This is a genomic window from Flavobacterium daemonense (assembly GCF_007341385.1).
Classification (GTDB): Bacteria; Bacteroidota; Bacteroidia; order Flavobacteriales; family Flavobacteriaceae; genus Flavobacterium; species Flavobacterium daemonense.
On record NZ_VJYD01000008.1, the window covers coordinates 207,884 to 230,202 of the forward strand.

Consider the following 22,319-nt stretch of genomic DNA (forward strand, 5'->3'; position numbering starts at 1 on the left):
AAGAGCGCAAAGATTTACGCAAGGTTCGCAAAGTTTTACACAAAGCTTTGCGAACCTTGCGTTTTTTAATGCCTCTTAAAAATAAACTCTTTGCGTACTTTGCGGTTAAACTAAAAAATAAACGCCGAATTCTAAATGATGAATTCGGCGTTTCTGCGTATTATAAAATTATTATTATTAATGCATTGCGTCGGCTGCACTAATTTTGTTCTTCCCTTTTTTGATAAAGAGAATAATCGGTATGCAACATAAAAACAAGATTCCCAGATACATAAAAATATCCATGTAAGACATTACGGTGCTTTGTTTTAAAATAGAATAGTCTATTACTTGATAGGCTTTTTTAAGCGCGACATCAGCACTATATCCTTTAGACATAAAAGCTCTCTGCATTCCTAAAATTCTTTGTTGAACATCGTAATTTGCAGGATCTAGATTGTTAATCAAATCGACTCTGTGTGCTTGGCTGAAACGCGTTATAAAAGTGGTAATAATGGCAATACCAAAAGAACCTCCTAATTGTCTCATCATTCCGGTAAAGGCAGCACCTTCACCAATATGTTTTCCTTTTAAAGTCGAAAGTGAAAGTGTCGTAATAGGAACGAAAAGCAATCCTAAACCAATTCCTCTTAAAATTAAAGGCCAGTACATGTGTTCTACTCCTGTATCTGGTGTCATACGAGTGTACATCATATAAGTAAAGAGGAAGAATACAAAAAATCCAACTCCTACCATATACGCCTGCGGAACACCTTTCTGAATCATATTACCTACAAAAGGCATCATGAACGCTGTCGTAATCGAACCAGGAATCAATAATAATCCGGCATCAGTTGCTGTCCATCCTAAAATGGATTGCGTGTAAATTGGAATGATCAATGTTGATCCGTACAAACCAAAACCAAGAATAAAACACATTACGGTTCCAATTCTTAAGTTTCCGTCTTTTAAAACACTCAAGTTTACGATTGGGTATTTATAAGTAAGCTCTCTCCAAATAAATAAAACTAATCCAAGAACAGTTATAACACTTAAAGTTACAATTGTAGAATCGTTGAACCAATCATCTTGCTGTCCATGCTCTAATACGAATTGTAAAGAACCAATAAAGGCGCTTAATAAAATAATTCCCCACCAGTCAACCTGATTTGCTTTTAATTTTTCTCCGTATTTCGGACTTCTAACAAAAGTCAATGCCAAAATCGTCGCAATAATCCCTAGTGGAATATTGATATAGAAAATATAAGGCCAAGAATAATTATCTACTAAATAACCTCCTAAAGGCGGACCTAAAGTTGGACCTACAATTACACCCATTCCGTAAATAGCCTGGGCCATGCCACGTTTGGCGATTGGGTAACTTTCTGTAATAATCGTTTGGGCTGTTACAAGTAATGCACCACCGCCCATACCTTGTACGAATCGGAAGGCTACAAGTTCCCAAATATTCGTGGCGTTACCACACAAAAAGGAGCAGACCGTAAATATAATTATGGAAGCCACAAAATAGTTACGTCTTCCAAATTGCTGTGATAGCCAGCTCGTCATCGGAATTACAATAACATTCGCAATTGCGTATGCTGTAATTACCCACGCTACATCGGTCAAGGTCGCACCAAGGCTTCCTCGCATATCTGTTAGCGCTACGTTTACAATCGTTGTATCTACAATTTCCAGCAATGCACAAAGTACTGCCGTAATCGTAATGATCACACGTCTGTAGCCGTATTCTACTAAATCGTCGTCTGCTTGTACTGCTGTTGCCATTTATATTATTTCAAATGTACGTCTACATCAACATTCATTCCTGGGCGTAATAATTTTACTTTTTCAGGATCGTTTGTAGGATCTAAACTAATTTTTACTGGTAATCTCTGAATTGTTTTTACGAAGTTTCCTGTTGCATTGTCAGGAGGCAATAATGAAAAACGAGATCCTGTAGCTGGTGAAAATGAAGTTACAATTCCTTTGAATTCATAATTAGGATATGCATCTACTTTTAAGCTTACTTTTTGCCCCACAACCATTTTGTTTAATTGTGTTTCTTTAAAGTTAGCTACAACCCAAGCTTCGTTGTTGTTGATGATATAAAATAAAGACTGTCCTGGTTGAACCAATTGTCCTGGCTGAATATCTACTTTAGAAACCTGACCATCAATTGCTGCAGTTACAACAGTATAAGTAAGATTCAATTTAGCAACATCAAGCATTGTTTGCGCTTTTTTAATGTTAGCCGCCGCAACTTCAGTTTGTTTGTCAGAAACTTTAGATTTTGACTGAATAACAGATTTTTGGTAAGAAGTAGCTTTTTGTTGTTGTTCTAAAACACGAACTTGGTTTTCAGCTTCTTCTTTTGCTGTCAACGCTTGCTCATATTGTTGTTTTGTAATTGTGTGCGTTTTATACAAATTGTTATAACGGTTGTAATCATTTGTAAGTTGTCTCAATCTGATTTTTGCACTTTCGATAGAACCACTTGCAGATTTCATTTGAGCATCAGAAACATTGATGCTTGCATACGCACTTCCAATATCCGCTTTTGCAGCCTCATATTGGCCTTCAGCACCTAATAAAGCAGCATTTGCCTCATCGATTTTTAATTGATAATCTCTTTTATCGATAGTAAACAAAGTATCTCCTTTTTTTACGTAATCATTATCTTTCACATAAACTTTACTGATATATCCTGATACTCTAGGAATAATCGGATTCATTTTTTTCTCGATTTGAGCATCATCCGTTTCTTCGTGAGCCTGTGAGTGTAAGTATTTAGATATTCCGTATGTTCCTCCCACTAAAACCAAAACGGTTAGTATGATGATGAATTTTTTATTTGTCTGTTTCTTTTCCATGAGAGCTATCGATTATATTTTAGAAAGATTGAATGATTGTGAAATTTGTCCTGTTGCCGTTAGCAATTCGTAATATTTCTGAATGATATTGGCTTTTGATAATGCTTTATTGATTTGAGTGCTTAATTGATCTACATCTGCTTCAAGTAAATCATTTGTGTCCGATAAACCGTTATCAAATTTATCTTTTACAAGGCGATAATTTTCAGATGCTTGAACTACAGCTTGTTCAAAAACAGCGTCTTGGCTAATTGCTAAATCATAATCTTCAGCCGCTTTTTGAACTTGTACTTTAATACGATCAGTTAAAATTTCTTCAGAATGTTTAACTTCTTCCGATTTGCTTTCAGCCACTTTTACATTGTTGTTGTTTTTTATCAAACCAGATAAATCATAAGAAAGCCCAACTCCAACGTTAGTTAAATTTGTAGCGTTTACAAAGTTTTTAACATCAAGCAATGCATAACCGCCCAAAAGAACAACTGAAGGATAGTAGGTGCTTTTAGCAATTTTTATATTATTTTCACTTGCTTTGCCTTGTAAGCGAACAGATTCTAAATCTTTTCTGTTTTCTAAGGCAACTTGTGTATCCGATTGTAAAACACGAGGTTCGAATTTAATTAAATCGCCTTCGTTAACTGAAATTTTAGTATTTGGGTCCATCTTAAGAAGCGTTACCAAATAATAATTTGTAATACTCACATTGTTTTTAGCTTCATCAACTAATAATTGAACTCTTGAAAGCTGTAATTGCGCTTTTAAAAGGTCATTTTTTGGTATGATTCCGTTTTTCTCTAATTGAGTAAAATCAGCTACACGTTGTTCTGTGCTTTTTTTGTTTTCTTCCAATAATTCAAGACTTTTTTGGGCTTTGTACAAGTTGGTATAATACTGTACCGTACGTAAAGCAATATCTTCTTTCGTTTTTACTGCATTAGCACTTTCTGCTAAGTACATATTATTGTGAAGGTCAACATTATTCTGAATTTTAAATCCAGAAAAAAGTGGCATTGTAACTCCTGCTTGAGCAAAAACAACTTGATTCATTTTTGGAGCTGGCCCTGCATTAGGATCAGAAGAATTATCACTTGATTGTGATTCCATATGAATGTTTGCTGTTGGAAAATATTGATATTGTGACGACAATTTCAAATCAGGATACTGAGTATCTTTTGCGGTTTGCAATTCATATTTTTTTGAGTTTACCTTAGAATTGGCAAGTGATGATTCACTACTTTTTTCCCAAGCCAATTTAACGGCTTCGTCTAAGGTTAAACTTGTTTTTTCTTGTGCTTCTACTGAAGATATTCCGATAAAGAAAACTCCAAAGAGCATTAATTGACTAATTTTCATAAACAAGTAGCGCTTTTATAGTTTGTTGAATGTGCTTTGTGAGACTGGTTTTTATGTAATTGTTATACATTTCTTCGGTTGTCAGATTTAATAATTCTTCGAAAAAAAATTTATTCATATGAAAATGAAAATATGTGCCAATAATTGTCGGTGTGATTAACGGAATGATGACATCTTTCCTAAAAACACCTTTGTCTTGGCCTTGTTTTATGATTGTTTCAACAGATTTTAAATTTTCTTTTTTTAACTCTGAAAAGGCAATTAAACTTTTTTCAATCTTTTTTGAGGTAAGTTCAAAATGTAAAACCCTGAAAATCCCTTTGTTACAACTAATTCGGTTAATGTAAATTTCGATTAATTTATTGACTTTATCAAGAGGTTCGATGTTTTCCTGTAATAAATTTTCGAGTTGCAGTTTTAAATCTGAAGTTTTGTAGATGATTAAAGACTCTAAAAGCCTTTCTTTCGAACCAAAATAATACGAAACCATAGCAATATTAATTTTTGCATGTTTTGAGATGTCCCGTATAGAAGTCCCTTCAAATCCTTTCTCTGAAAATAGCTTCTCAGCAACTTCTAGGATCTGAATTTTTTTATCGTTCAGTTCGATGTGTGACATGGTATTGTTTCTAATCGAATACAAAATTAAACACTTGTTTAATTTAAACGCTTGTTTAATTTTATTTTAACACAATATTAACATAAAACGGTTTCGATAATTTATGTTAAATTTTGCTTTGCGTGTTAAAATAAAAGAGCCGAAATACTAAGTATTTCGGCTCTTTTCCTTCTGTTTTGTCATTCCGAGGAACGAGGAATCTCCGCAAGTAGCTCCGCAATTTAAAGTCTCAATTTTTGTAGAGTTACTCGCGGAGATTCCTCGTTCCTCGGAATGACAAACGAAACTTTTATTCTATATGCTTATCGAATCTCCCCAACAAACTCCTTAATTTTCCCACTTCCGCTTTCACTCAAATGCTTAATAAAAGCACTTCCAATAATAGCACCTTTAGCATATTTAGTTGCCTGATTAAAAGTTTCTTTATTCGAAATTCCGAAACCTACGATTTGAGGATTTTTCAAATTCATGTTGCCGATTCTTTCGAAATAATCTTCCTGAACATTTCCAAAACCAGATTGAGAACCTGTGACACTTGCCGAACTTACCATATAAATAAATCCGTTTGAGACGCTGTCAATAAAACGAATACGTTCGTCTGAAGTCTGAGGTGTAATTAAAAACACATTAATTAATCCGTATTTCTCGAAAATTGCTTTGTATTCATCGGCATAAACATCAACCGGAAGATCTGGAATAATTAAACCGTCGATACCAATTTCAGCACATTTTTTGCAGAAAGCTTCAACGCCATATTGTAACATCGGATTAAAATATCCCATAATAATCAACGGAATTTTTACGCTTTCGCGGATGTTCTTCAGTTGGTCAAATAGAATTTGAGTTGTCATTCCGTTATGAAGCGCCTGCGTAGAACTCGCCTGAATTGTTGGTCCGTCGGCCAAAGGATCACTAAACGGAAGTCCGATTTCAATTAAATCTACCCCGTTTTTTTCTAAATCCTGAATAATTTGAACGGTATCATTCAAACTTGGATATCCCGCAGAAAAATAAATCGAAAGTATCTTTTTATCTTCTTGTAATTTTTGAGTTATTCTGTTCATTTTAATATTTTTTTCTCCTGCAAGGTTTTCAAAACCTTGTAGGTATGTTAAGTTTTTTTGCCACAGATTATGTGATTTTCACTGATTCATACTTGAAATTTTTTTCACGCAGATTTAAATTGATTTAAGCCGATTTACGCAGATTTTTTTTAAAATAATTTGATAAAAATCTACTTTAATCTGCCAAATCTGCGTGAAAAAAAATCTGTTCAAATTTGTGTAATCTGTAGCCTATTTTTTAATTTTTTATAACCTTACTTATCCAATTATCATTTTGCTTTTCAACCAATAATAATCCCGAATCAGAGTCATTCATCTGTTCAATTAATTCGCCTTTATTATTCCAAAAAGCGCTTTGTCCTGCCGATGGCGTTCCCCAAGATTCTCCACTGAAATTTGACATCAAAACATTCATTTTGTGTTTTTCGGCATAACTTTGCAAGTCTCGGTACGCATTCGGAATTCCGTTTGGAGTAAAGAAAATGCTAACAATATAAATATCTGTTTTGTTTTTTGAAGCATTTTCGGGATGCTTCGGATTATCAATATCCGCACAGATAGCGAATGAAATATTTTGATTTTCAATCGTAATCATCGGATTATAATCAAATGTCGATTGGAAAAATTCATCTTCACCTTCGTGTAAAAACTGTTTCGTATAAATAGAAACCGAATCTTTTGGAGCGATAATAAATTCGCCAATAAACAATTTGCCTTCAATTAAAATTGGAGCACCCGCAATAATGACAATGTTATTATCTGTTGCCAAATCTTTCAAATGATCTATTCTGTAATCATCTTCGGCGAAAGCCAATTCCATGGCATTTTCTCTTTCATAACCTGTAATTGACATTTCGGGAAAAGCTATTAACTGCGCTCCATTTTGCGCAGCTAATTCAATAAGTCGATAATGGTCTAATAAATTTGACGCAATATCTCCGCGTTTTGGCTTTGTTTGTGCAACGGCTAGAATCATTTTGCAGTAATTAATTTTCCATATAAATCCAAGCCACAGTTCCAGATTTCAATGTTACTTGAACTCTTCTGTAAGCATTCGATTCAAACAAATCTACTTTGGCTAAATCTGCAACGGTAACATTGAAAACTACTCCGTGAATAATTTCCGAAGGATTTTCGCTTGCGACTGCTACCACATAATCTGCCATTCCAAATTCTTCCTCTATTTGCAGACTTTTTAATTTGTAACCCAACAATTGGTCTGCAGTTCCCGTTAATACTTTATTGAAAACCTGCATTTGAATTTGTTTTGAACGTAAGGTTCCGTATGAGAATAACTTTTCCATAATTATTAATTTTCTCGTTATTTGGTTTTATTTGCGAATGTCCAAATTACGATTTTTATTACAATTTAAAATAGTCAATATAATTGTCTAAATCTTTATCACCGCGTCCAGAAAGACTGATAACTACAACATCTGTAGGTTTGAATTTCTTTTGATCTAAAACTGCAAATGCATGCGCGCTTTCAATTGCTGGAATAATTCCTTCTAATTTTGTCAATTGCAATCCCGCATTCATTGCATCATCATCGGTTACGGAGAAAAATTCGCCACGTCCGGTTTGTGCCAAATGTGCATGCAAAGGTCCAACTCCTGGATAATCTAGTCCTGCAGAAATAGAATATGGCTCTGTAATTTGGCCGTCTGGAGTTTGCATCAAAAGCGTTTTGCATCCGTGAATAACACCAACTTTTCCTAATTTGCTAGTTGCAGCGCTATGGCCGCTGTCAACACCTTTTCCGGCAGCTTCAACAGCAATAATTCCAACTTCTGGCTCATGCAAAAAGTGATAATATGTTCCGGCAGCGTTGCTTCCGCCACCAATACAAGCAACTACATAATCAGGATTTTCGCGTCCTTCTTTTTCTTTTAATTGCCATTTTATTTCTTGCGAAATAATACTTTGAAAACGCGTCACCATATCAGGATAAGGATGAGGTCCAATTGCCGATCCAATAATATAATGTGTGTCAACAGGATTATTGATCCAATCACGAATCGCCTCATTCGTTGCATCCTTTAAAGTTCGTGAACCCGAAAGTGCCGGACGTACCTCAGCGCCTAACATTTTCATACGCGCTACGTTTGGAGCCTGACGTGCAATGTCGATTTCGCCCATATAAACGATACATTCGATTCCCATAAGTGCACAAACTGTTGCAGTCGCAACACCATGCTGACCCGCGCCAGTTTCGGCAATAATTCTTTTTTTGCCTAAACGTTTTGCTAATAAAATCTGTCCAATCGTATTGTTTACTTTGTGCGCTCCCGTATGATTCAAGTCTTCTCTTTTTAGATAGACTTTTGTATTGTATTTTTCAGATAAACGTTTTGCGAAATACAGCGGACTAGGGCGTCCTACATAATCTTTCAACAATTGGTTGAACTCCGCTTTAAAATCTGGCTCATCCATTATGCTTAAGTATTTCTGGCGTAATTCTTCTACGTTTGGATACAACATTTCCGGAATGTAAGCGCCTCCAAATTCTCCGTAATATCCTTTTTCGTTAACATTAAAATTCATTTTTTCCAATTTTAAAAGTTGGCAACATCAAATTTTCGCTTGAAATTGCTTAATAGATTTTTATTTTTCAGCCCCGGTTCAATTTCAAATTTACTATTTATATCGACCGCATAAATAGGCAATTTGCTTTTTGAAATTTCCTCAATGGCTTTTAATTCATTCATTCCGATGCCGCCACTCAAAAAGAAAGGTTTTTCAGAATTGTATTTTTTTAAGATACTCCAGTCGAAAGTTGTTCCGTTTCCGCCGGGTAATTTTCCTTTTGTGTCAAACAGAAAATAATCACTGACACTTTCAAAAGGTTTTATGATTTCAAAATCGAAATTTTCATCTGCTGAAAATACTTTAATAATTTCGATTTTCTTTGGCAATTGTTTTTTTAATTCTGATAAAAATTCCACCGATTCATTTCCGTGTAACTGAACAGCTTGTAAATTATATTTTGCAACTTTTTCAAGAATTTCTTCCTGACTTTGATTTACAAAAACGCCCACTTTTTTGATCGTTTTTATTAATTCAGGAACATTTCCGTTGCAATATCTAGCGGATTTTTCCCAGAAAATAAATCCCATATAATCGGGTAGGAGCGCTCCTACTTCGAGAATGTTTTCGGGGTATTTCATGCCGCATATTTTGAGTTTCATTTTTTTGATGCTTTAAGCTTTAGGCAATAAGCTTTAGGCTTTTTGCTTTGTGCTGATTCTTTTTTACGCTTTAAGCAATAAGAACTATGCTTTTTAACTTTGCGTTGATTTTTTTTATTCGACTTTTGCTAAAAGCTTATAGCCTAAAGCTTACGGCTTACAGCTGACTTATAAAGTCAATAGCTGCTTGTCCTGCATTGTCGGTTTTCATGAAGTTTTCTCCAATTAGGAAGCCTTTGTAACCGTAAGGTTTTAGTTCTTGAATGGCTTCGATTGATGAAATCCCACTTTCAGAAACTTTTACAAAATCATTCGGAATTTGAGATGCTAATTCTTTGCTGAAATCCAAGCTAACTTCAAATGTTTTTAAATTTCTGTTGTTTACGCCAATCATGTCTAAACTCGGCATAATTGATTTTTCTAATTCTTCTTGATTGTGAACTTCCAAAAGAACTTCCAAGCCTATTTTTTTTGCAAATTCAGATAATGATTTTATTTCTTCGCGCGTTAAAACGGCTGCGATTAATAAAATCAAATCGGCTCCGTAGGCTTTTGCTTCTAGAATTTGATATTCATCAACAATAAATTCTTTTCGCAAAAGCGGAATGTTTACTGAAGCTCTCGCTAAAAGTAAATCGTCAAGAGATCCTCCAAAATATTTTCCGTCTGTTAAAACTGAAATTCCGCAAGCTCCGGCATTTTCATAACCTTTTACCACTTCTTCAACAGTAAAATTGTTGTTTATAATTGATTTTGATGGAGAACGACGTTTGTGTTCTGCAATAATTCCCGAATTGCTTTCTCTTAATTTTTGACTTAACGAAATAGTTTCTTTTCCAAAAAACACAGAACTTTCCAATTGCGAAACTGGAATAATTGATTTTTTAAGAATGACTTCTCGTTGTTTGTCTATTATTATTTTATCTAAAATATTCATGGTTTATTATAATTTAAAAATTGAAAAATTTAAAGATTGAAAAATTCATCTAAAAATTAAGAATCTATTTTAGTATTTAAATATTTTATAAAGTTTGATAAGTTTTGCGATATTTCTATGCTTAAATCATAACCCTTTTGGATTTCTAATTGATTGCATAATTCAAGTTCTCTTGATAATATGAGCATGCTTCTCACTTCTGCACAACTTCCTTTTGAAATTTTTAAATAACGTATTAATTGTTTATTGTTGTTGTATTCTGATCCCTCGGCAATATTATTTGTTATTGATACAGCTGCTCTTTTTATTTGATCTTTAAATCCAAATTCTCTTTCGAAAGGTTTACTGTTCATTAATGTGAAAATTAATTTTGCTAGCTGAATTCCTTTTTTGTAGACTTCAAATTCTTCAAAAGATTTTGTCATAATTTTTTAATTTTTCAATCTTTAAATCATTAAATCTTTCAATTTATTCAATGCCTTAAGCCCTTTTCCTGACAATAAACTTTCCTTTGCCAATTCAAATCCCTCTTTTGGAGAACATTTTGTAACCGTTGCAATTGCCATTGCCGCATTAGCACAAACGACATTATTTTGTGCTTCGTTTCCTTTTCCTGAAATGATATTTGTGAAAATTTCTGCTGATTCTTCGATGGTTTTTCCACCTTCAATTTCGGTTTGAGATAAAAGTCTAATGCCAAAATCTTCTGGTTTCAACATTCCTTCCATATGACTTGTTATGATTTTTGTTGGGCCAGTTAAAGAAATTTCGTCATAACCGTCAAGCGAATGAAGTATGGTAAAATTGGTATCGGTATTTTGATACAAATACGCATACATTCTAGCTAATTCAAGATTGAAAACGCCAACCAATTGATTTTGTGGAAACGACGGATTAACCATTGGGCCCAACATATTAAAGAATGTTTTTACTGCTAATTCTTTACGGATTGGCCCAACATTTTTCATCGCCGGGTGAAATAGGGGAGCGTGTAAAACGCAAATTCCGGCCTGATCAATACATTTTTCTAAAAATGAAGGGTCATTGCTGAATTTAATTCCCATTTTTTCCATTACGTTACTCGATCCTGAAATCGATGAAACACCGTAATTTCCGTGTTTTGCTACTTTAATTCCTGCTCCTGCCGAAACAAAAGACGCCAAAGTCGAAATGTTGAAAGTATCTTTTCCGTCACCGCCAGTTCCGCATAAATCGATTGTGTTATAGGCTGATAAATCGACACGAATACATAATTCTAAAAGTGCTTCACGAAATCCCGAAAGCTCGTCAATTGTAATGCTTCGCATCATATAAACAGTCAAAAATGCCGAAATCTGACTCGGATTGTATTGTCCGCTTGAAATATTAATCAATACGTCTTTGGCTTCTTCTTTTGAAAGCACTTCGTGATTGATCAATTTGTTTAATATAGTTTTCATTTTTTTTTAAGTTGCTAAGGTTCTAAGATTCTGAGATGCTAAGGTTTTGTTTTTTTGTTTCAGGTTTCACGTTCCAACAACTTGAAACGTGAAACCTGAAACAAAAAAACTAACTTTTAATCCAATTCTCTAAAATTCTTTTTCCGTTTGGAGTCAAAACACTTTCTGGGTGAAACTGGACGCCTCTTACGTCGTAATTTTTGTGACGCAAAGACATAATTTGTCCGTTTTCATCAACCGAAGTAGCTTCAAGAACTTCTGGTAAATTGCTATCAACAACCCACGAATGATATCTTCCAACCTCAAATTCATTTCCTAAACCTTCAAACAAAATTTCGTCTGAAACCACCGTTTTTACATTCGTTGCAACGCCGTGGTACACTTTATCAAGGTTAGAAAGCGTTCCGCCAAAAACTTCTCCAATTGCTTGCTGTCCTAAACAAACGCCCAAAATGCTTTTTGTAGGCGCGTATTTTTCAATTACCGCTTTTAATAAACCAGCTTCATCTGGAATTCCAGGTCCTGGAGAAAGCAGGATTTTTTCGAAAGAAGCGATTTCGTCAATTTCGAATTCATCGTTTCTATAAACAGTAACTTCGCAATTCAAATCTTCTAAATAGTGCACTAAATTGTAAGTGAAACTATCGTAATTGTCTATAACTAATATTTTTTTCATTTTATTTTCTATTAAAAGATTGAATGATTTAAAGATTTAAAAATCCTTTCTTTGAATAATTTTTAAATCATTCAATCTTTAAATTTTTAAATGTTTTTCTATTTTTCTCGAACGTATTTTTCAGTAATAATGCGGTCGATTCCTAATTTTTCTACTTTTTCTACTCCTTTTTGAGTTAAGGTGTCATTTTTGACTTTTACAACAAACTCAAATTTTCCATTTTCCCATTGACGATTGTTGAAATACTCTAGATTTTCTGTGTAAACACTATCTTTTAAAGTATATTTTCCGCCTCCGCCAAAGAACACTGCATTTGTTGAATCTTTGCCATTATTCAAGTCATGATTGAAAAAAGCAAAATGAGTATCGTTTATAATCTTAATCATTTTTGTTTTTGGATTGAAAGTCGAGAACGTTGAGTCTTTTTCTGTCGTTTCTGCTGATATAAGGCGCCAGGTTCCTTTAATAGGATTCTCTTTTTTCTCCGAATTGCAAGAAGTTAGTGTAATGATTAAAATAAAAATTGACAGTACTTTTTTCATAATTATTTATTGTTGATGGTTTATGGTTTATGGTTTATGGTTTGTTGTTTATGGTTTGTTGTTTCAGGTTTCAGGTTTCAACAACTGAAAACTAAAAAACTGAGCACTGAACACTAAATTTTCTCCGCCATTTCAAGCGCCGTATTCAATGCTCTTAATTTGTTATAAACTTCCTGCATTTCACTTTCTTCATCAGAACTTGCTACAATTCCGGCGCCAGCTTGACAATGCAACTGATGGTTTTTAGAAAGGAAAGTTCGAATCATAATTGCGTGATTAAAGTTTCCGTTAAAATCCATGAAGCCAATTGCTCCACCGTAGAAATTACGATTTGTTTTTTCATAATCTTCAATCAATTGCATCGCTCTATGTTTTGGAGCACCGCTTAAAGTTCCCGCAGGAAAAGTATCGGCAACAACTTGCATTGTTGTTGCTTTATCATGTAAATGTCCAGTAACTTTTGAAACCAAGTGAATTACGTGAGAGAAAAACTGAACTTCTCTGTATTTTTCCACGTTTACATCGTGACCATTTCGGCTTAAATCGTTTCTTGCCAAATCAACAAGCATTACGTGCTCGCTGTTTTCTTTTTTATCTTCAGAAAGTTCTTTGGCCAAAAGCGCGTCGCGTTCGTCATTTCCTGTTCTTTTGAAAGTTCCTGCGATTGGGTGAATTTCGGCTTTTCTATTTTTTACAATGATTTGTGCTTCGGGTGAAGATCCAAATATTTTGAAATCTCCGTAATCAAAAAAGAATAAATATGGAGATGGATTAATGCTTCTTAAAGCACGGTAAACATTGAATTCATCACCTTTAAAACCTTGCGTAAAACGACGAGATAAAACCAATTGAAAAACGTCTCCTCTAAAGCAATGTTTTTTAGCCAAAGCGACATTATGTTTGAATTCTTCGTCGGTTAAGTTTGAGAAACCTTCGCCTTCTTTAGAGAATTTGTATGATGCTATATTTCTCGATTGTAATAATTGTTCAATTTCAGAAATATTATTTCTTCCGTCAACGCTGTGGCAGAAAATATAAGCTTCATTTTTAAAGTGATTGATTGCAATAATGTTTTGATAAACAGCATAAAAAACATCTGGAATTGAAGTTGCTGTATCTTTTTTGGCAATTGAAACTTTCTCAAAATAACGAACAGCATCGTAAGAAATGTATCCGAATAATCCATTATTGATGAATTTAAAATCGTTTTTCTCCGATTTAAATTGGCTTGAAAATTCCTGAATTACTTCCGGAATACTCGTCGAAGCATCAATTATAATTTGTTCAGATGTTCCGTCTGGGAAAGTTTTAGAAATCGTTTCGTTTTCGATTTTTATTGTAGCGATCGGGTTGCAGCAGATGTATGAGAAACTGTTGTCGTTTCCGTGATAATCACTACTCTCCAATAATAAGCTATTTGGGAATTTATCTCTTATCTTGAAATAGATGCTTACCGGCGTAATCGTATCTGCCAGAATCTGCTTGTAATGCGTATTGAGTATAAAAGGTTTCAAAGTATGTTGTTTTTTAGTTTTTAATATATTTTTCAGCTAGAGTTTTGATCAAAAAAAAAGGCTTGTCGTGATGACAAGCCTTTTAGATTTATAGTTTTGAAAATACCATAGGAAGCTTCGTTCACGACGTTTGACGTAAATTCTTCCACCACCAAGTATTGTTCATTAATGTTTTCATTTCCTTATTTTGATATCACAAAGATATAAATGTAATTTCAATTTGAATACATAAAAATTGAAAAAAAACTTTTCTAAATCTGAAAATTTGTTAAATTTTAGAATTTAAAGCATGCTTAATGCCTTAATTTCCAATAGCCAGCGTATTGTTTTGGTTTGCTCTAAAATCTGGACTTCCTTTTATGTTAGGTATTGCAAACAACTCAGTATTTTTCATTTTTGTATATTGTATATCTGAATTTTGGTTGCTGTAGAAACTTTCAATCGCAGGATTGCTTGATGAAGATTCACTCGTAATGCCACCATTGCAATTGTTTACGATCAAGTTTTTGAAGGTAAGTTTTGCCAAATTTACTTCTCCGTTTCCAATGTTTCCTTCCAATAAAACAAATGGCATAAATCCTGAAATTATACTGTTTGATAAATTAAAGAAAGTGTTTTCTCGTACGTAAACCGACTCGCGCACTAATCCCTGATTGTTTTCTTCAAGATTCACCAATGTTATGTTAGTTGCATTAATTTTTGTCATTTTTTTAGACATATCAGTATTTCCGATTTTGTCATAAGAATCAACCTCAAAACATCTCGATCCCGAAATATCTGATGAAAAAGGATGACGAATTGCAATACTGTTGCTGATATTAATTTGAGCACCTTGCGTAAAATCAAAATCATCATCAGTAGTTCTATAAGAAACTAAATTATTCAAGTTCAAGTCTCCGCCATAACATTCAAAAGAATCATCATTTGAAAAACTGATTTGAATGTTGCTTAAAACCGTTTTTCTTCCAACTCCTGCTAATGAAAGTCCGTTTAATTCTTTCAATGAGCTTAGTTTTCTTCCTGCATATTCGATTCGTACATATTTCAAAACACCAGAATTGTCTTCAGCATCCTGACCGCCATAATGATTCAGCATTGGCTCAAGATCAAAAGGCAAAGTATGAAGTCCGCCTAAATTATTTATAGGAGCTTTTCCTAAAATAATAATGCCGCCCCAGTCGCCCGGTTTTCTCTCGGTTTTTTCTCTATTTGAAGTAAAAACGATAGGATCAGTTTCTATTCCTTCCGCCATAATTTTGGCACCGTTAGTAACTACAAGCGTTCCGCAAGTTTTATCGTCTCCGCGAATAACAGTTCCTGGTTCAATTGTCAAAGTAGCATTATTGGTTACATAAACAACACCAACTAATTGATACGTATTACGTTTCAGTAATTTTGTGTCTTTGTCAATAGTTCCGGCAATTATATTAGTTGCTTCATTATATTCGTTGGCAGCAGGTTTAAAATTGGTCCAATTGTTCATCCAGTTTGTGGTCCCAATAATTCCTTTAGCCTGCTGTTGGGCTTGCAGAAAAAAAGTGCTTAAAACGATAAAAAAAGCAAGAGTAGTTTTTGTTTTCATAACTATAATTTTAATTTCTAGTTTTTGATTTTTAATTTCTCAAAAGTAGAGTCCGAATGTTAAACTATTCGGTTATAGTTATTATGAAAGCGTTATTTAAGTATTAAGAACGTTATTTTTTTGAAAAGAATAAATAAAAAAAACAAAACCCCGGCAGCGTAAACTGTCGAGGTTTTGTTTATGTATGAATCAGTAAATTCAGATTAGAATTTTAAAGCTACAGTCAATTCGAAATCGTCGTTGATAGTTTTATCTCCTAAGTTTTCGAAGAAGTTACCAGAGTTGTATTTGATATCGTATTTAGTTCTGTCAACTTTGAAAGCTGTAGTTGCAGTGTTTCCAGCTACAGTAATATCAAAAGTTACTGGTTTAGTAATTCCTTTGATAGTTAAGTCAGCAGTAACTGTGTAAACGTCTGTTGCTTTAGCACCAATACTTTTGAAAACTAATTTTGCAGTTGGGAATTTGTCAGTTCCAAAGAAATCTGCTGATTTCAAGTGACCGTTTAATTTTCCTTGGTATTCTCCAGATAAATCTGTAGAAGTTAATGAAGTCATATCAACAGTAAAAGAACCACCAACTAGTTTTTTTCCTTTGAAAACTACAGCACCTTCTTTAAAGTTTACAGTTCCAGAGTGCTCTCCAGTTACTTTTTTACCTACCCATTTAATAGTAGATGCTTTTGCGTCGATTTTTTTAGTTTGAGCATTTACTGAAATACTAGCCGCTGCTACGAATAATGCTATTGCAATTGTTTTTAAATTTTTCATGTTGTTAAAAATTGAGTTTTGATTAATAAATAATTATAGAGTGATAAATAATTCTTCGTGAGATTTTCTAACTTTTTTGTAGTGCTGAGCGTCGTCCTCATCATGTCTGTAACCTACAGTAGCGATAACTGAAGCGTTTAAGCCTAATTTGTCAAAACCTAAGATTTCGTTGAATTGCGCAGGATTAAAACCTTCCATAGGCGTAGCGTCGATTTTTAATTCAGCCGCCGCCGCAAGTAGAGTTCCTAAAGCAATATAAGTTTGTTTTGCCGTCCAGATGTTTTTTGCATCTTGTGATAAGTTTGCAAGAGTGCCTTTCATCATATCGCTGAATCCAGCTAATGCATCAGTAGGAACTCCTCTAGTTTCACTAATGTTTTTGATGTAAGCATCTACAGATTCTGGTCCTGCATTTAAGTCGTTTGCAAAAATAAATAACTGAGAAGCGTCAGTAATTTGAGTTTGTCCATAAGCTGCCGCTTTTAGTTTTTCTCTAATTTCTGGATTTTCAACAATAATTACTTTGTAAGGCTGTAATCCGTATGATGAAGCCGCTAATCTTACTGCTTCTTTTAAAGTATTTAAATCTTCAATAGTGATTTTTTTTGTTGCATCAAATTTCTTTGTTGCGTATCTCCAATTTAGGTTGTCTAATAATGTACTCATAATATTAATTTTGTTGGGTTCGGTATTTTTCTAATAACTTGTTTAATAATTCTAATTCTTCTGGGCTTATATTGTCGGCAAATACGCGCTCGTGCTCATCTACCTTCGGGTCTAATTCTTTCAAAACATCTAATCCTTTCTGAGTAATCAAAACCTCGATTTTTCGTCTATTGTCCGGACAAACATTTCTTGTTACCAATTCTTTAAGTAATAATTTGTCGACTAATCGGGTTGTGTTGCTCGTCTTGGCTAACATACGTTCTTGTATCACACACATATTAGCAGGATTTCCTTTTTGTCCTCTTAATATGCGCAGCACATTATATTGTTCTCCAGATAAATCATACGGTTTCATTATTTCGTTGAAATGATCCTGAATCACATTCTGCGTGTACATAATATTCAGAATAACTTTTTTCGCATTATCCATCTTAACTGTACTCTTAATAACCTCTTCAATTGTCATAGTCGTAAGTGTATAATTTGTATATACAAATGTATAACTTTTAATATTTGTATATACAAATGTTGTGTTAATTATTTGTTAATTCAAAATAATGCCAATTTTGAATGCGATAAAACAAGAATAAAAATAAGGTATTTTTGCTTTTAAAGTATTGATTTATTGATATTTAACTTTAATATAAAGTTAGGGGTTGTTAATGTAAACCCGACAGGTTTAAAAAACCTGTCGGGTTTAGGAATCTAAAATCTAAAATCTAAAATCTAAAATCTAAAATCTAAAATCTAAAATCTAAAATCTAAAATCTAAAATCATTTGGGCGTGCCATCATCCCGATAAGTGGGCAAAATTACTTTGCGTATATACGCCCACTTATCGGGATACTGTCGGGCTTTCGCTGCTACTTCGGTAGCTTAGCTCTATCCCTCACGCGAGCACATGATACAAGAAACCCGACAGGTTTTTAAAACCTGTCGGGTTTACTTTATTTACAAATGCTTAAATCAATCGTTTCTCAAAAGCCTTTCTCGCTGAGCCTCGAAAATAAACTTCGCCACAATAAGTATATTTTAATCGGTCAAGAATCTTAAGCATCGGAATATTATCAAAGTTGGTGTCTACCTTAATACTGTACACGTTATTTTGGACACTTAGGCCTTCAATGCTTTCAAATAATTTAGTCGCAATTCCTTTTCCTTTTGCTGTTTTTGAAACCGCTACGCGATGAACAACAGTGTAATCGCCATTGCTGAGCCATTTGCCTACAATATTTTCGTAAGCAGGTTCTATGTCAAAAATAATAGCAGCATACGCTAAAACCGATTCTTTTTCTGTATATACATAAGCATAACCGTTTTCAATATCATTTTTAATCGAAACTTCGTTAGGATATCCATCTTGCCATTGTGTGCTCCCGTCTAATCGTCTTTGTTCAATTGCATCTTGAAGGATTTCCCATATAACAGGAATTTCAGAAATAGTAGCTTTCCTTAAATGTAGTTGTTCTGTTGAACTCATTTTTGTAATCTAAATAAAAAGTAATTAATGAGGCAATTTATCTTTAATCAAACCATAAAACCAAGTTCCTGTAATTGCACTTACTAAAGTCACAACAATTACGGTTGCGCCAGTACCAATTTGTGCAAAAAGCGGACCTGGACATGCGCCAGTAATTGCCCATCCAAAACCAAACATCAAACCGCCATAGATTTGACCTTTGCTGAAAGTTTTTGGCTGAATCTCGATTTTTTCACCTTGCAGGGTTTTAATATTGAATTTTTTAATCAGAAATACAGAGATAACACCAACAGCAACTGCGCTTCCAATTACGCCGTACATAAAAAACGATTGCAAGTTGAACATTTCCTGAATACGGAACCAGCTGATGATTTCGGCTTTGACAAACACAATTCCGAAAAAGATTCCAACAATTAAATATTTAAGATTACCTAATGCAGTTTCTTTTTTCTCGCTTGCGTTGATTCCTTCGCCGTCTGTGATTTTATTTTCTAAATTATTCATTTTTGAAATTTTAAAGTGAAAGAATATAAGGTAAAATCAAAAGTGCCATCACAAAACCGCCAATCATAAAACAGATTGTTGCTACTAACGATGGCCATTGCAAGTTTGATAATCCCATAATCGCGTGTCCGCTGGTGCATCCGCCGGCATAACGTGTTCCGAAACCAACTAAAAATCCTCCGACAACAATCATAATAAATCCGCGAAGCGTCAATAAACTTTCCCACGAAAATAACTGAGACGGAACTAAACCAGTATGATCTGTTATTCCGTAAGTAGCTAGTTTTTCTGATAATTCAGGAGCAATTTCCACCGGATTTGGATTTGAAAGAAAATGAGCTGCAATGAATCCGCCTAAAAATATTCCGAGAACAAAAAATAAATTCCAGCTTTCTTTTTTCCAGTCGTATTTAAAAAACGGAATATTTGCAGGAATGCACATCGCACAAATATGACGAAGCGAAGAACTAATCCCAAAAGATTTATTCCCAATAATTAATAAAATTGGAACTGTTAATCCAATCAACGGACCGGCAACGTACCAAGGCCAAGGTTCTTTTATAATTTCTAATATACTCATAATTAAAATTAAGTGTTTTGGTTTTTAACCATTAAGATATTAAGTTAATTAAGTTGGAACGCTTAATTTTTCTTCACCTTCTTTGAAAAGTTTCATTAAGCTCAAAAACTTAATTAACTTAATATCTTAATGGTAAAAATTATATTTATGCTTTCAAGACTTTGCTTTGGCACACAAAATCAGATTTTGGAATTTCTGTTTTTGAGATCGCTCCGAAACCGCCTTCAATCTCAGAGAAATTTCTGAAACCGCGAGCCTGCAAAATCGAAGCCGCAATCATACTTCTGTAACCACCAGCGCAATGCAAATAAAAATGTTCATTTGGGTTGATGTCTTTAACCCAATCATTAATATATGCTAAAGGTTTGCTATAGGCATCTTCAATATGTTCTGCTTCGTATTCGGTCTCTTTACGGATGTCGATAATTTTATCGGTATCAATTTTGACTTCGTTTGCAAATTGTTCCGCAGTAATTCTGTTCACGGTATCAATTTCGAAACCTGCTTTTTGCCAAGCTTCAAAACCGCCTTCAAGATGCCCGATAATCGTGTCAAAACCAACTCGGCTTAAACGAGTTACTGTTTCTTCTTCCATTCCGCTAGCAGTAACCAATACAATTGGCTGTTTTACATCGGCAATCAAAGTTCCAACCCATGGCGCAAAATCACCGTTGATACCTATATTGATAGATTGCGGAATAAATCCTTTGCTGAAATCTGCTGCACTTCTTGTATCCAGAATTAAAGCACCGGTTTCTTCGGCAACAGCTTCAAATTCTTCCGCTTTAATTTCTTTCATTCCGTTGTGCAAAACAGTTTCAAAGCTTTCATAACCTTGTTTGTTCATGGCAACATTCATACTGAAATAAGCTGGAGGAGGTAATAAACCGTCTGTAACTTCTTTTATGAATTCTTCTTCGGTCATATCGGCGCGCAAAGCGTAGTTTGTTGCTTTTTGATTTCCAATAGTCGAAACGGTTTCTTTGCTCATGTTTTTTCCGCAGGCGCTTCCCGCACCATGCGCAGGATAAACAATTACCTCATCGGCCAAAGTCATGATTTTATCTCTTAAAGAATGAAATAAAATTCCAGCCAATTGATCCTGTGTCATTCCGGCCGCTTTTTGCGCTAAATCTGGACGACCAACGTCTCCAATAAATAAAGTGTCGCCAGAAAAAATCGCATGATCTTTTCCGTTTTCATCAATCAATAAAAAAGTAGTGCTTTCCATAGTATGACCAGGCGTATGCAATACTTTAAAAGTAACTTTTCCTACTTTAAATTCTTGACCGTCTTTTGCAGAAATGCATTCGAATTCACAGGCAGCATTTGGTCCATAAACGATTGGCGCGCCCGTTTCTTTGCTTAAATCGACGTGACCAGAAACAAAATCGGCGTGAAAATGCGTTTCAAAAATGTATTTCAATGTAACGCTGTCACGTTCCAAACGGTCTAAATAAGGTTGAATTTCTCTTAATGGATCAATTATAACAGCTTCACCGTCAGAAGTAATATAATATGCACCTTGTGCTAGACAGCCGGTGTAAATTTGTTCTATTTTCATGATATGAAATCTAAAATATATGGGATACAAATGTAACGCTGTTTTCTCGGAAAATAGGTGACTAATGTTACAGAAATTTGATTTTTTCTCTAAATCAGGAGGAATTTCACCATATAAGCGATATATTTAAATATAAAGCATTCGTAACCTTTCAATATGCTAAAATGAACTTGAATAACTTATATGTGAGAAAAAAAATCTGCGTAATTTTACAACTTTACGAAAATGATAGATATGAACACGAAAGATTTATTAGATCAAATTGCTTTTATAAAAGAAATTGATAAAGTAAAATACATTCAGCGAAAAACGAAGCTTTTCAACAGCGACCGTTGCGAAAATGATGCAGAACACAGTTGGCATCTCGCTTTAATGGCGATTGTTTTAGCTGAACATTCAAATGAACTAATTGATGTTCTGAAAGTCGTAAAAATGGTTTTGATTCATGATATCGTAGAAATTGATGCGGGAGATGTTTTTTTATACGACACAACAAAAAATCATGATAATACAGATGAAGAGCGATTAGCGGCAAACAGGATTTTTGGTTTGCTTCCAAAAAAACAAACGGAAGATTTTATTGCGATTTGGGAAGAATTTGAAGCGGGAGAAACCGCTGAAGCCAAGTTTGCAAGATCTATGGATAGACTTGAACCTTTATTGCAAAATACGTCTAATAACGGCGGAACTTGGAAAGAATTTGGAGTGAAATATGATAAAGTCTACCAAAAGAAAAGTGTTATTAAAGAAGGTTCAAAATCGATATGGAATTATGCTGAAGGTCTGATTAATGAAAGTGTTGAAAAGGGGATTCTAAAAAAATAATCAAACGTAACCACAATCTTGTCATTCCGAGGAACGAGGAATCTCCGCAAGTAGCTCCGCATGCTAAATTGCCAATCTTTGTAGAGCTTCTTGCGGAGATTCCTCGTTCCTCCTTTAGATTTGTTTTTTGAAATTTTGAGTAGATTTATGATTGAGAAAGGAAG

Annotated in this window: 24 protein-coding genes; 1 reads left to right on the plus strand and 23 read right to left on the minus strand. The window is 34.2% G+C overall.

Annotated features, from left to right (window positions below):
* Positions 1-177: 177 nt before the first annotated feature.
* The 23 genes from FND99_RS12495 to FND99_RS12605 all read right to left on the minus strand — a co-directional run bounded on the left by FND99_RS12495 (position 178) and on the right by FND99_RS12605 (position 21,330).
* The gene (locus FND99_RS12495; protein ID WP_144338288.1) at positions 178-1,767 is read right to left on the minus strand and encodes an MDR family MFS transporter; all 1,590 of its coding nucleotides are present in this window, start codon (positions 1,765-1,767) and stop codon (positions 178-180) included.
* A gap of 5 nt (positions 1,768-1,772) precedes the next feature.
* The gene (locus FND99_RS12500) at positions 1,773-2,852 is read right to left on the minus strand and encodes an HlyD family secretion protein (protein WP_144338289.1); all 1,080 of its coding nucleotides are present in this window, start codon (positions 2,850-2,852) and stop codon (positions 1,773-1,775) included.
* A gap of 12 nt (positions 2,853-2,864) precedes the next feature.
* Positions 2,865-4,205 (minus strand): TolC family protein, encoded by a 1,341-nt coding sequence (locus FND99_RS12505; RefSeq protein WP_144338290.1) that lies wholly within the window; start codon positions 4,203-4,205, stop codon positions 2,865-2,867.
* Positions 4,195-4,824: a TetR/AcrR family transcriptional regulator gene (locus FND99_RS12510; protein WP_144338291.1), complete on the minus strand. Its 630-nt coding sequence runs from the start codon at positions 4,822-4,824 to the stop codon at positions 4,195-4,197. Before FND99_RS12510 ends, FND99_RS12505 begins: the two co-directional genes overlap by 11 nt.
* Before the next feature lie 302 nt (positions 4,825-5,126).
* Entirely contained in the window at positions 5,127-5,888 is a 762-nt protein-coding gene (gene trpA / locus FND99_RS12515; RefSeq protein ID WP_144338292.1) for a tryptophan synthase subunit alpha, read from the minus strand.
* Positions 5,889-6,126: 238 nt separating this feature from the next.
* Entirely contained in the window at positions 6,127-6,864 is a 738-nt protein-coding gene (locus tag FND99_RS12520) for a carbon-nitrogen hydrolase family protein (protein ID WP_144338293.1), read from the minus strand.
* 10 nt (positions 6,865-6,874) lie between these two features.
* Positions 6,875-7,192 (minus strand): gamma-glutamylcyclotransferase family protein, encoded by a 318-nt coding sequence (locus FND99_RS12525; protein WP_144338294.1) that lies wholly within the window; start codon positions 7,190-7,192, stop codon positions 6,875-6,877.
* A 58-nt stretch (positions 7,193-7,250) separates the two neighbouring features.
* Positions 7,251-8,432, minus strand: coding sequence for a tryptophan synthase subunit beta (gene trpB, locus FND99_RS12530; RefSeq protein ID WP_144338295.1), 1,182 nt, complete (start codon positions 8,430-8,432; stop codon positions 7,251-7,253).
* An 11-nt stretch (positions 8,433-8,443) separates the two neighbouring features.
* The gene (locus tag FND99_RS12535) at positions 8,444-9,076 is read right to left on the minus strand and encodes a phosphoribosylanthranilate isomerase (RefSeq protein WP_144338296.1); all 633 of its coding nucleotides are present in this window, start codon (positions 9,074-9,076) and stop codon (positions 8,444-8,446) included.
* Between the two features lie 157 nt (positions 9,077-9,233).
* Positions 9,234-10,013 carry an indole-3-glycerol phosphate synthase TrpC gene (trpC, locus tag FND99_RS12540; RefSeq protein ID WP_144338297.1) on the minus strand — a complete coding sequence of 260 codons (780 nt, stop codon included), beginning with the start codon at positions 10,011-10,013 and terminating at the stop codon, positions 9,234-9,236.
* A 56-nt stretch (positions 10,014-10,069) separates the two neighbouring features.
* Positions 10,070-10,438, minus strand: a complete 369-nt coding sequence (locus FND99_RS12545; RefSeq protein WP_144338298.1) for a four helix bundle protein — start codon at positions 10,436-10,438, stop codon at positions 10,070-10,072.
* 21 nt (positions 10,439-10,459) lie between these two features.
* Positions 10,460-11,452 carry an anthranilate phosphoribosyltransferase gene (trpD, locus tag FND99_RS12550; RefSeq protein WP_144338299.1) on the minus strand — a complete coding sequence of 331 codons (993 nt, stop codon included), beginning with the start codon at positions 11,450-11,452 and terminating at the stop codon, positions 10,460-10,462.
* Positions 11,453-11,561: 109 nt separating this feature from the next.
* A complete protein-coding gene (locus FND99_RS12555) occupies positions 11,562-12,128 on the minus strand; it encodes an anthranilate synthase component II (RefSeq protein ID WP_144338300.1) in 567 nt (188 codons plus the stop codon).
* Between the two features lie 98 nt (positions 12,129-12,226).
* Positions 12,227-12,670, minus strand: coding sequence for a hypothetical protein (locus FND99_RS12560; protein WP_144338301.1), 444 nt, complete (start codon positions 12,668-12,670; stop codon positions 12,227-12,229).
* A 113-nt stretch (positions 12,671-12,783) separates the two neighbouring features.
* Positions 12,784-14,184, minus strand: coding sequence for an anthranilate synthase component I family protein (locus FND99_RS12565; RefSeq protein ID WP_144338302.1), 1,401 nt, complete (start codon positions 14,182-14,184; stop codon positions 12,784-12,786).
* A gap of 301 nt (positions 14,185-14,485) precedes the next feature.
* Positions 14,486-15,766, minus strand: a complete 1,281-nt coding sequence (locus tag FND99_RS12570; protein ID WP_144338303.1) for a hypothetical protein — start codon at positions 15,764-15,766, stop codon at positions 14,486-14,488.
* A 203-nt stretch (positions 15,767-15,969) separates the two neighbouring features.
* Positions 15,970-16,536: a YceI family protein gene (locus FND99_RS12575; RefSeq protein WP_144338304.1), complete on the minus strand. Its 567-nt coding sequence runs from the start codon at positions 16,534-16,536 to the stop codon at positions 15,970-15,972.
* Positions 16,537-16,569: 33 nt separating this feature from the next.
* Entirely contained in the window at positions 16,570-17,202 is a 633-nt protein-coding gene (locus tag FND99_RS12580; protein WP_144338305.1) for an NAD(P)H-dependent oxidoreductase, read from the minus strand.
* A 4-nt stretch (positions 17,203-17,206) separates the two neighbouring features.
* Positions 17,207-17,668, minus strand: coding sequence for a MarR family winged helix-turn-helix transcriptional regulator (locus FND99_RS12585; protein ID WP_144338306.1), 462 nt, complete (start codon positions 17,666-17,668; stop codon positions 17,207-17,209).
* Between the two features lie 495 nt (positions 17,669-18,163).
* A complete protein-coding gene (locus tag FND99_RS12590) occupies positions 18,164-18,682 on the minus strand; it encodes a GNAT family N-acetyltransferase (protein WP_144338307.1) in 519 nt (172 codons plus the stop codon).
* A gap of 24 nt (positions 18,683-18,706) precedes the next feature.
* Complete coding sequence (locus FND99_RS12595; RefSeq protein ID WP_144338308.1) at positions 18,707-19,186, minus strand: DUF6691 family protein; 480 nt, start codon at positions 19,184-19,186, stop codon at positions 18,707-18,709.
* A gap of 10 nt (positions 19,187-19,196) precedes the next feature.
* Positions 19,197-19,760, minus strand: coding sequence for a YeeE/YedE family protein (locus FND99_RS12600; protein WP_144338321.1), 564 nt, complete (start codon positions 19,758-19,760; stop codon positions 19,197-19,199).
* A 151-nt stretch (positions 19,761-19,911) separates the two neighbouring features.
* Positions 19,912-21,330 (minus strand): MBL fold metallo-hydrolase, encoded by a 1,419-nt coding sequence (locus FND99_RS12605; RefSeq protein ID WP_144338309.1) that lies wholly within the window; start codon positions 21,328-21,330, stop codon positions 19,912-19,914.
* A gap of 234 nt (positions 21,331-21,564) precedes the next feature.
* On the opposite strand from FND99_RS12605, the gene FND99_RS12610 reads away from it, so the two are divergent.
* Positions 21,565-22,155 (plus strand): HD domain-containing protein, encoded by a 591-nt coding sequence (locus FND99_RS12610; protein ID WP_144338310.1) that lies wholly within the window; start codon positions 21,565-21,567, stop codon positions 22,153-22,155.
* The last annotated feature ends 164 nt before the right edge of the window (positions 22,156-22,319 follow it).

What these genes read in the sequence shown, in the direction of transcription:
- FND99_RS12575 (WP_144338304.1), bottom strand. Translation starts at nt 16,536, where the DNA reads ATGAAAAATTTAAAAACAATTGCAATAGCATTATTCGTAGCAGCGGCT.
- FND99_RS12580 (WP_144338305.1), bottom strand. Translation starts at nt 17,202, where the DNA reads ATGAGTACATTATTAGACAACCTAAATTGGAGATACGCAACAAAGAAA.
- FND99_RS12590 (WP_144338307.1), bottom strand. Translation starts at nt 18,682, where the DNA reads ATGAGTTCAACAGAACAACTACATTTAAGGAAAGCTACTATTTCTGAA.
- FND99_RS12585 (WP_144338306.1), bottom strand. Translation starts at nt 17,668, where the DNA reads ATGACAATTGAAGAGGTTATTAAGAGTACAGTTAAGATGGATAATGCG.
- FND99_RS12595 (WP_144338308.1), bottom strand. Translation starts at nt 19,186, where the DNA reads ATGAATAATTTAGAAAATAAAATCACAGACGGCGAAGGAATCAACGCA.
- trpA (WP_144338292.1), bottom strand. Translation starts at nt 5,888, where the DNA reads ATGAACAGAATAACTCAAAAATTACAAGAAGATAAAAAGATACTTTCG.
- trpC (WP_144338297.1), bottom strand. Translation starts at nt 10,013, where the DNA reads ATGAATATTTTAGATAAAATAATAATAGACAAACAACGAGAAGTCATT.
- FND99_RS12605 (WP_144338309.1), bottom strand. Translation starts at nt 21,330, where the DNA reads ATGAAAATAGAACAAATTTACACCGGCTGTCTAGCACAAGGTGCATAT.
- FND99_RS12500 (WP_144338289.1), bottom strand. Translation starts at nt 2,852, where the DNA reads ATGGAAAAGAAACAGACAAATAAAAAATTCATCATCATACTAACCGTT.
- FND99_RS12545 (WP_144338298.1), bottom strand. Translation starts at nt 10,438, where the DNA reads ATGACAAAATCTTTTGAAGAATTTGAAGTCTACAAAAAAGGAATTCAG.
- FND99_RS12570 (WP_144338303.1), bottom strand. Translation starts at nt 15,766, where the DNA reads ATGAAAACAAAAACTACTCTTGCTTTTTTTATCGTTTTAAGCACTTTT.
- FND99_RS12560 (WP_144338301.1), bottom strand. Translation starts at nt 12,670, where the DNA reads ATGAAAAAAGTACTGTCAATTTTTATTTTAATCATTACACTAACTTCT.
- FND99_RS12535 (WP_144338296.1), bottom strand. Translation starts at nt 9,076, where the DNA reads ATGAAACTCAAAATATGCGGCATGAAATACCCCGAAAACATTCTCGAA.
- trpB (WP_144338295.1), bottom strand. Translation starts at nt 8,432, where the DNA reads ATGAATTTTAATGTTAACGAAAAAGGATATTACGGAGAATTTGGAGGC.
- FND99_RS12505 (WP_144338290.1), bottom strand. Translation starts at nt 4,205, where the DNA reads ATGAAAATTAGTCAATTAATGCTCTTTGGAGTTTTCTTTATCGGAATA.
- FND99_RS12555 (WP_144338300.1), bottom strand. Translation starts at nt 12,128, where the DNA reads ATGAAAAAAATATTAGTTATAGACAATTACGATAGTTTCACTTACAAT.
- trpD (WP_144338299.1), bottom strand. Translation starts at nt 11,452, where the DNA reads ATGAAAACTATATTAAACAAATTGATCAATCACGAAGTGCTTTCAAAA.
- FND99_RS12520 (WP_144338293.1), bottom strand. Translation starts at nt 6,864, where the DNA reads ATGATTCTAGCCGTTGCACAAACAAAGCCAAAACGCGGAGATATTGCG.
- FND99_RS12495 (WP_144338288.1), bottom strand. Translation starts at nt 1,767, where the DNA reads ATGGCAACAGCAGTACAAGCAGACGACGATTTAGTAGAATACGGCTAC.
- FND99_RS12610 (WP_144338310.1), top strand. Translation starts at nt 21,565, where the DNA reads ATGAACACGAAAGATTTATTAGATCAAATTGCTTTTATAAAAGAAATT.
- FND99_RS12510 (WP_144338291.1), bottom strand. Translation starts at nt 4,824, where the DNA reads ATGTCACACATCGAACTGAACGATAAAAAAATTCAGATCCTAGAAGTT.
- FND99_RS12525 (WP_144338294.1), bottom strand. Translation starts at nt 7,192, where the DNA reads ATGGAAAAGTTATTCTCATACGGAACCTTACGTTCAAAACAAATTCAA.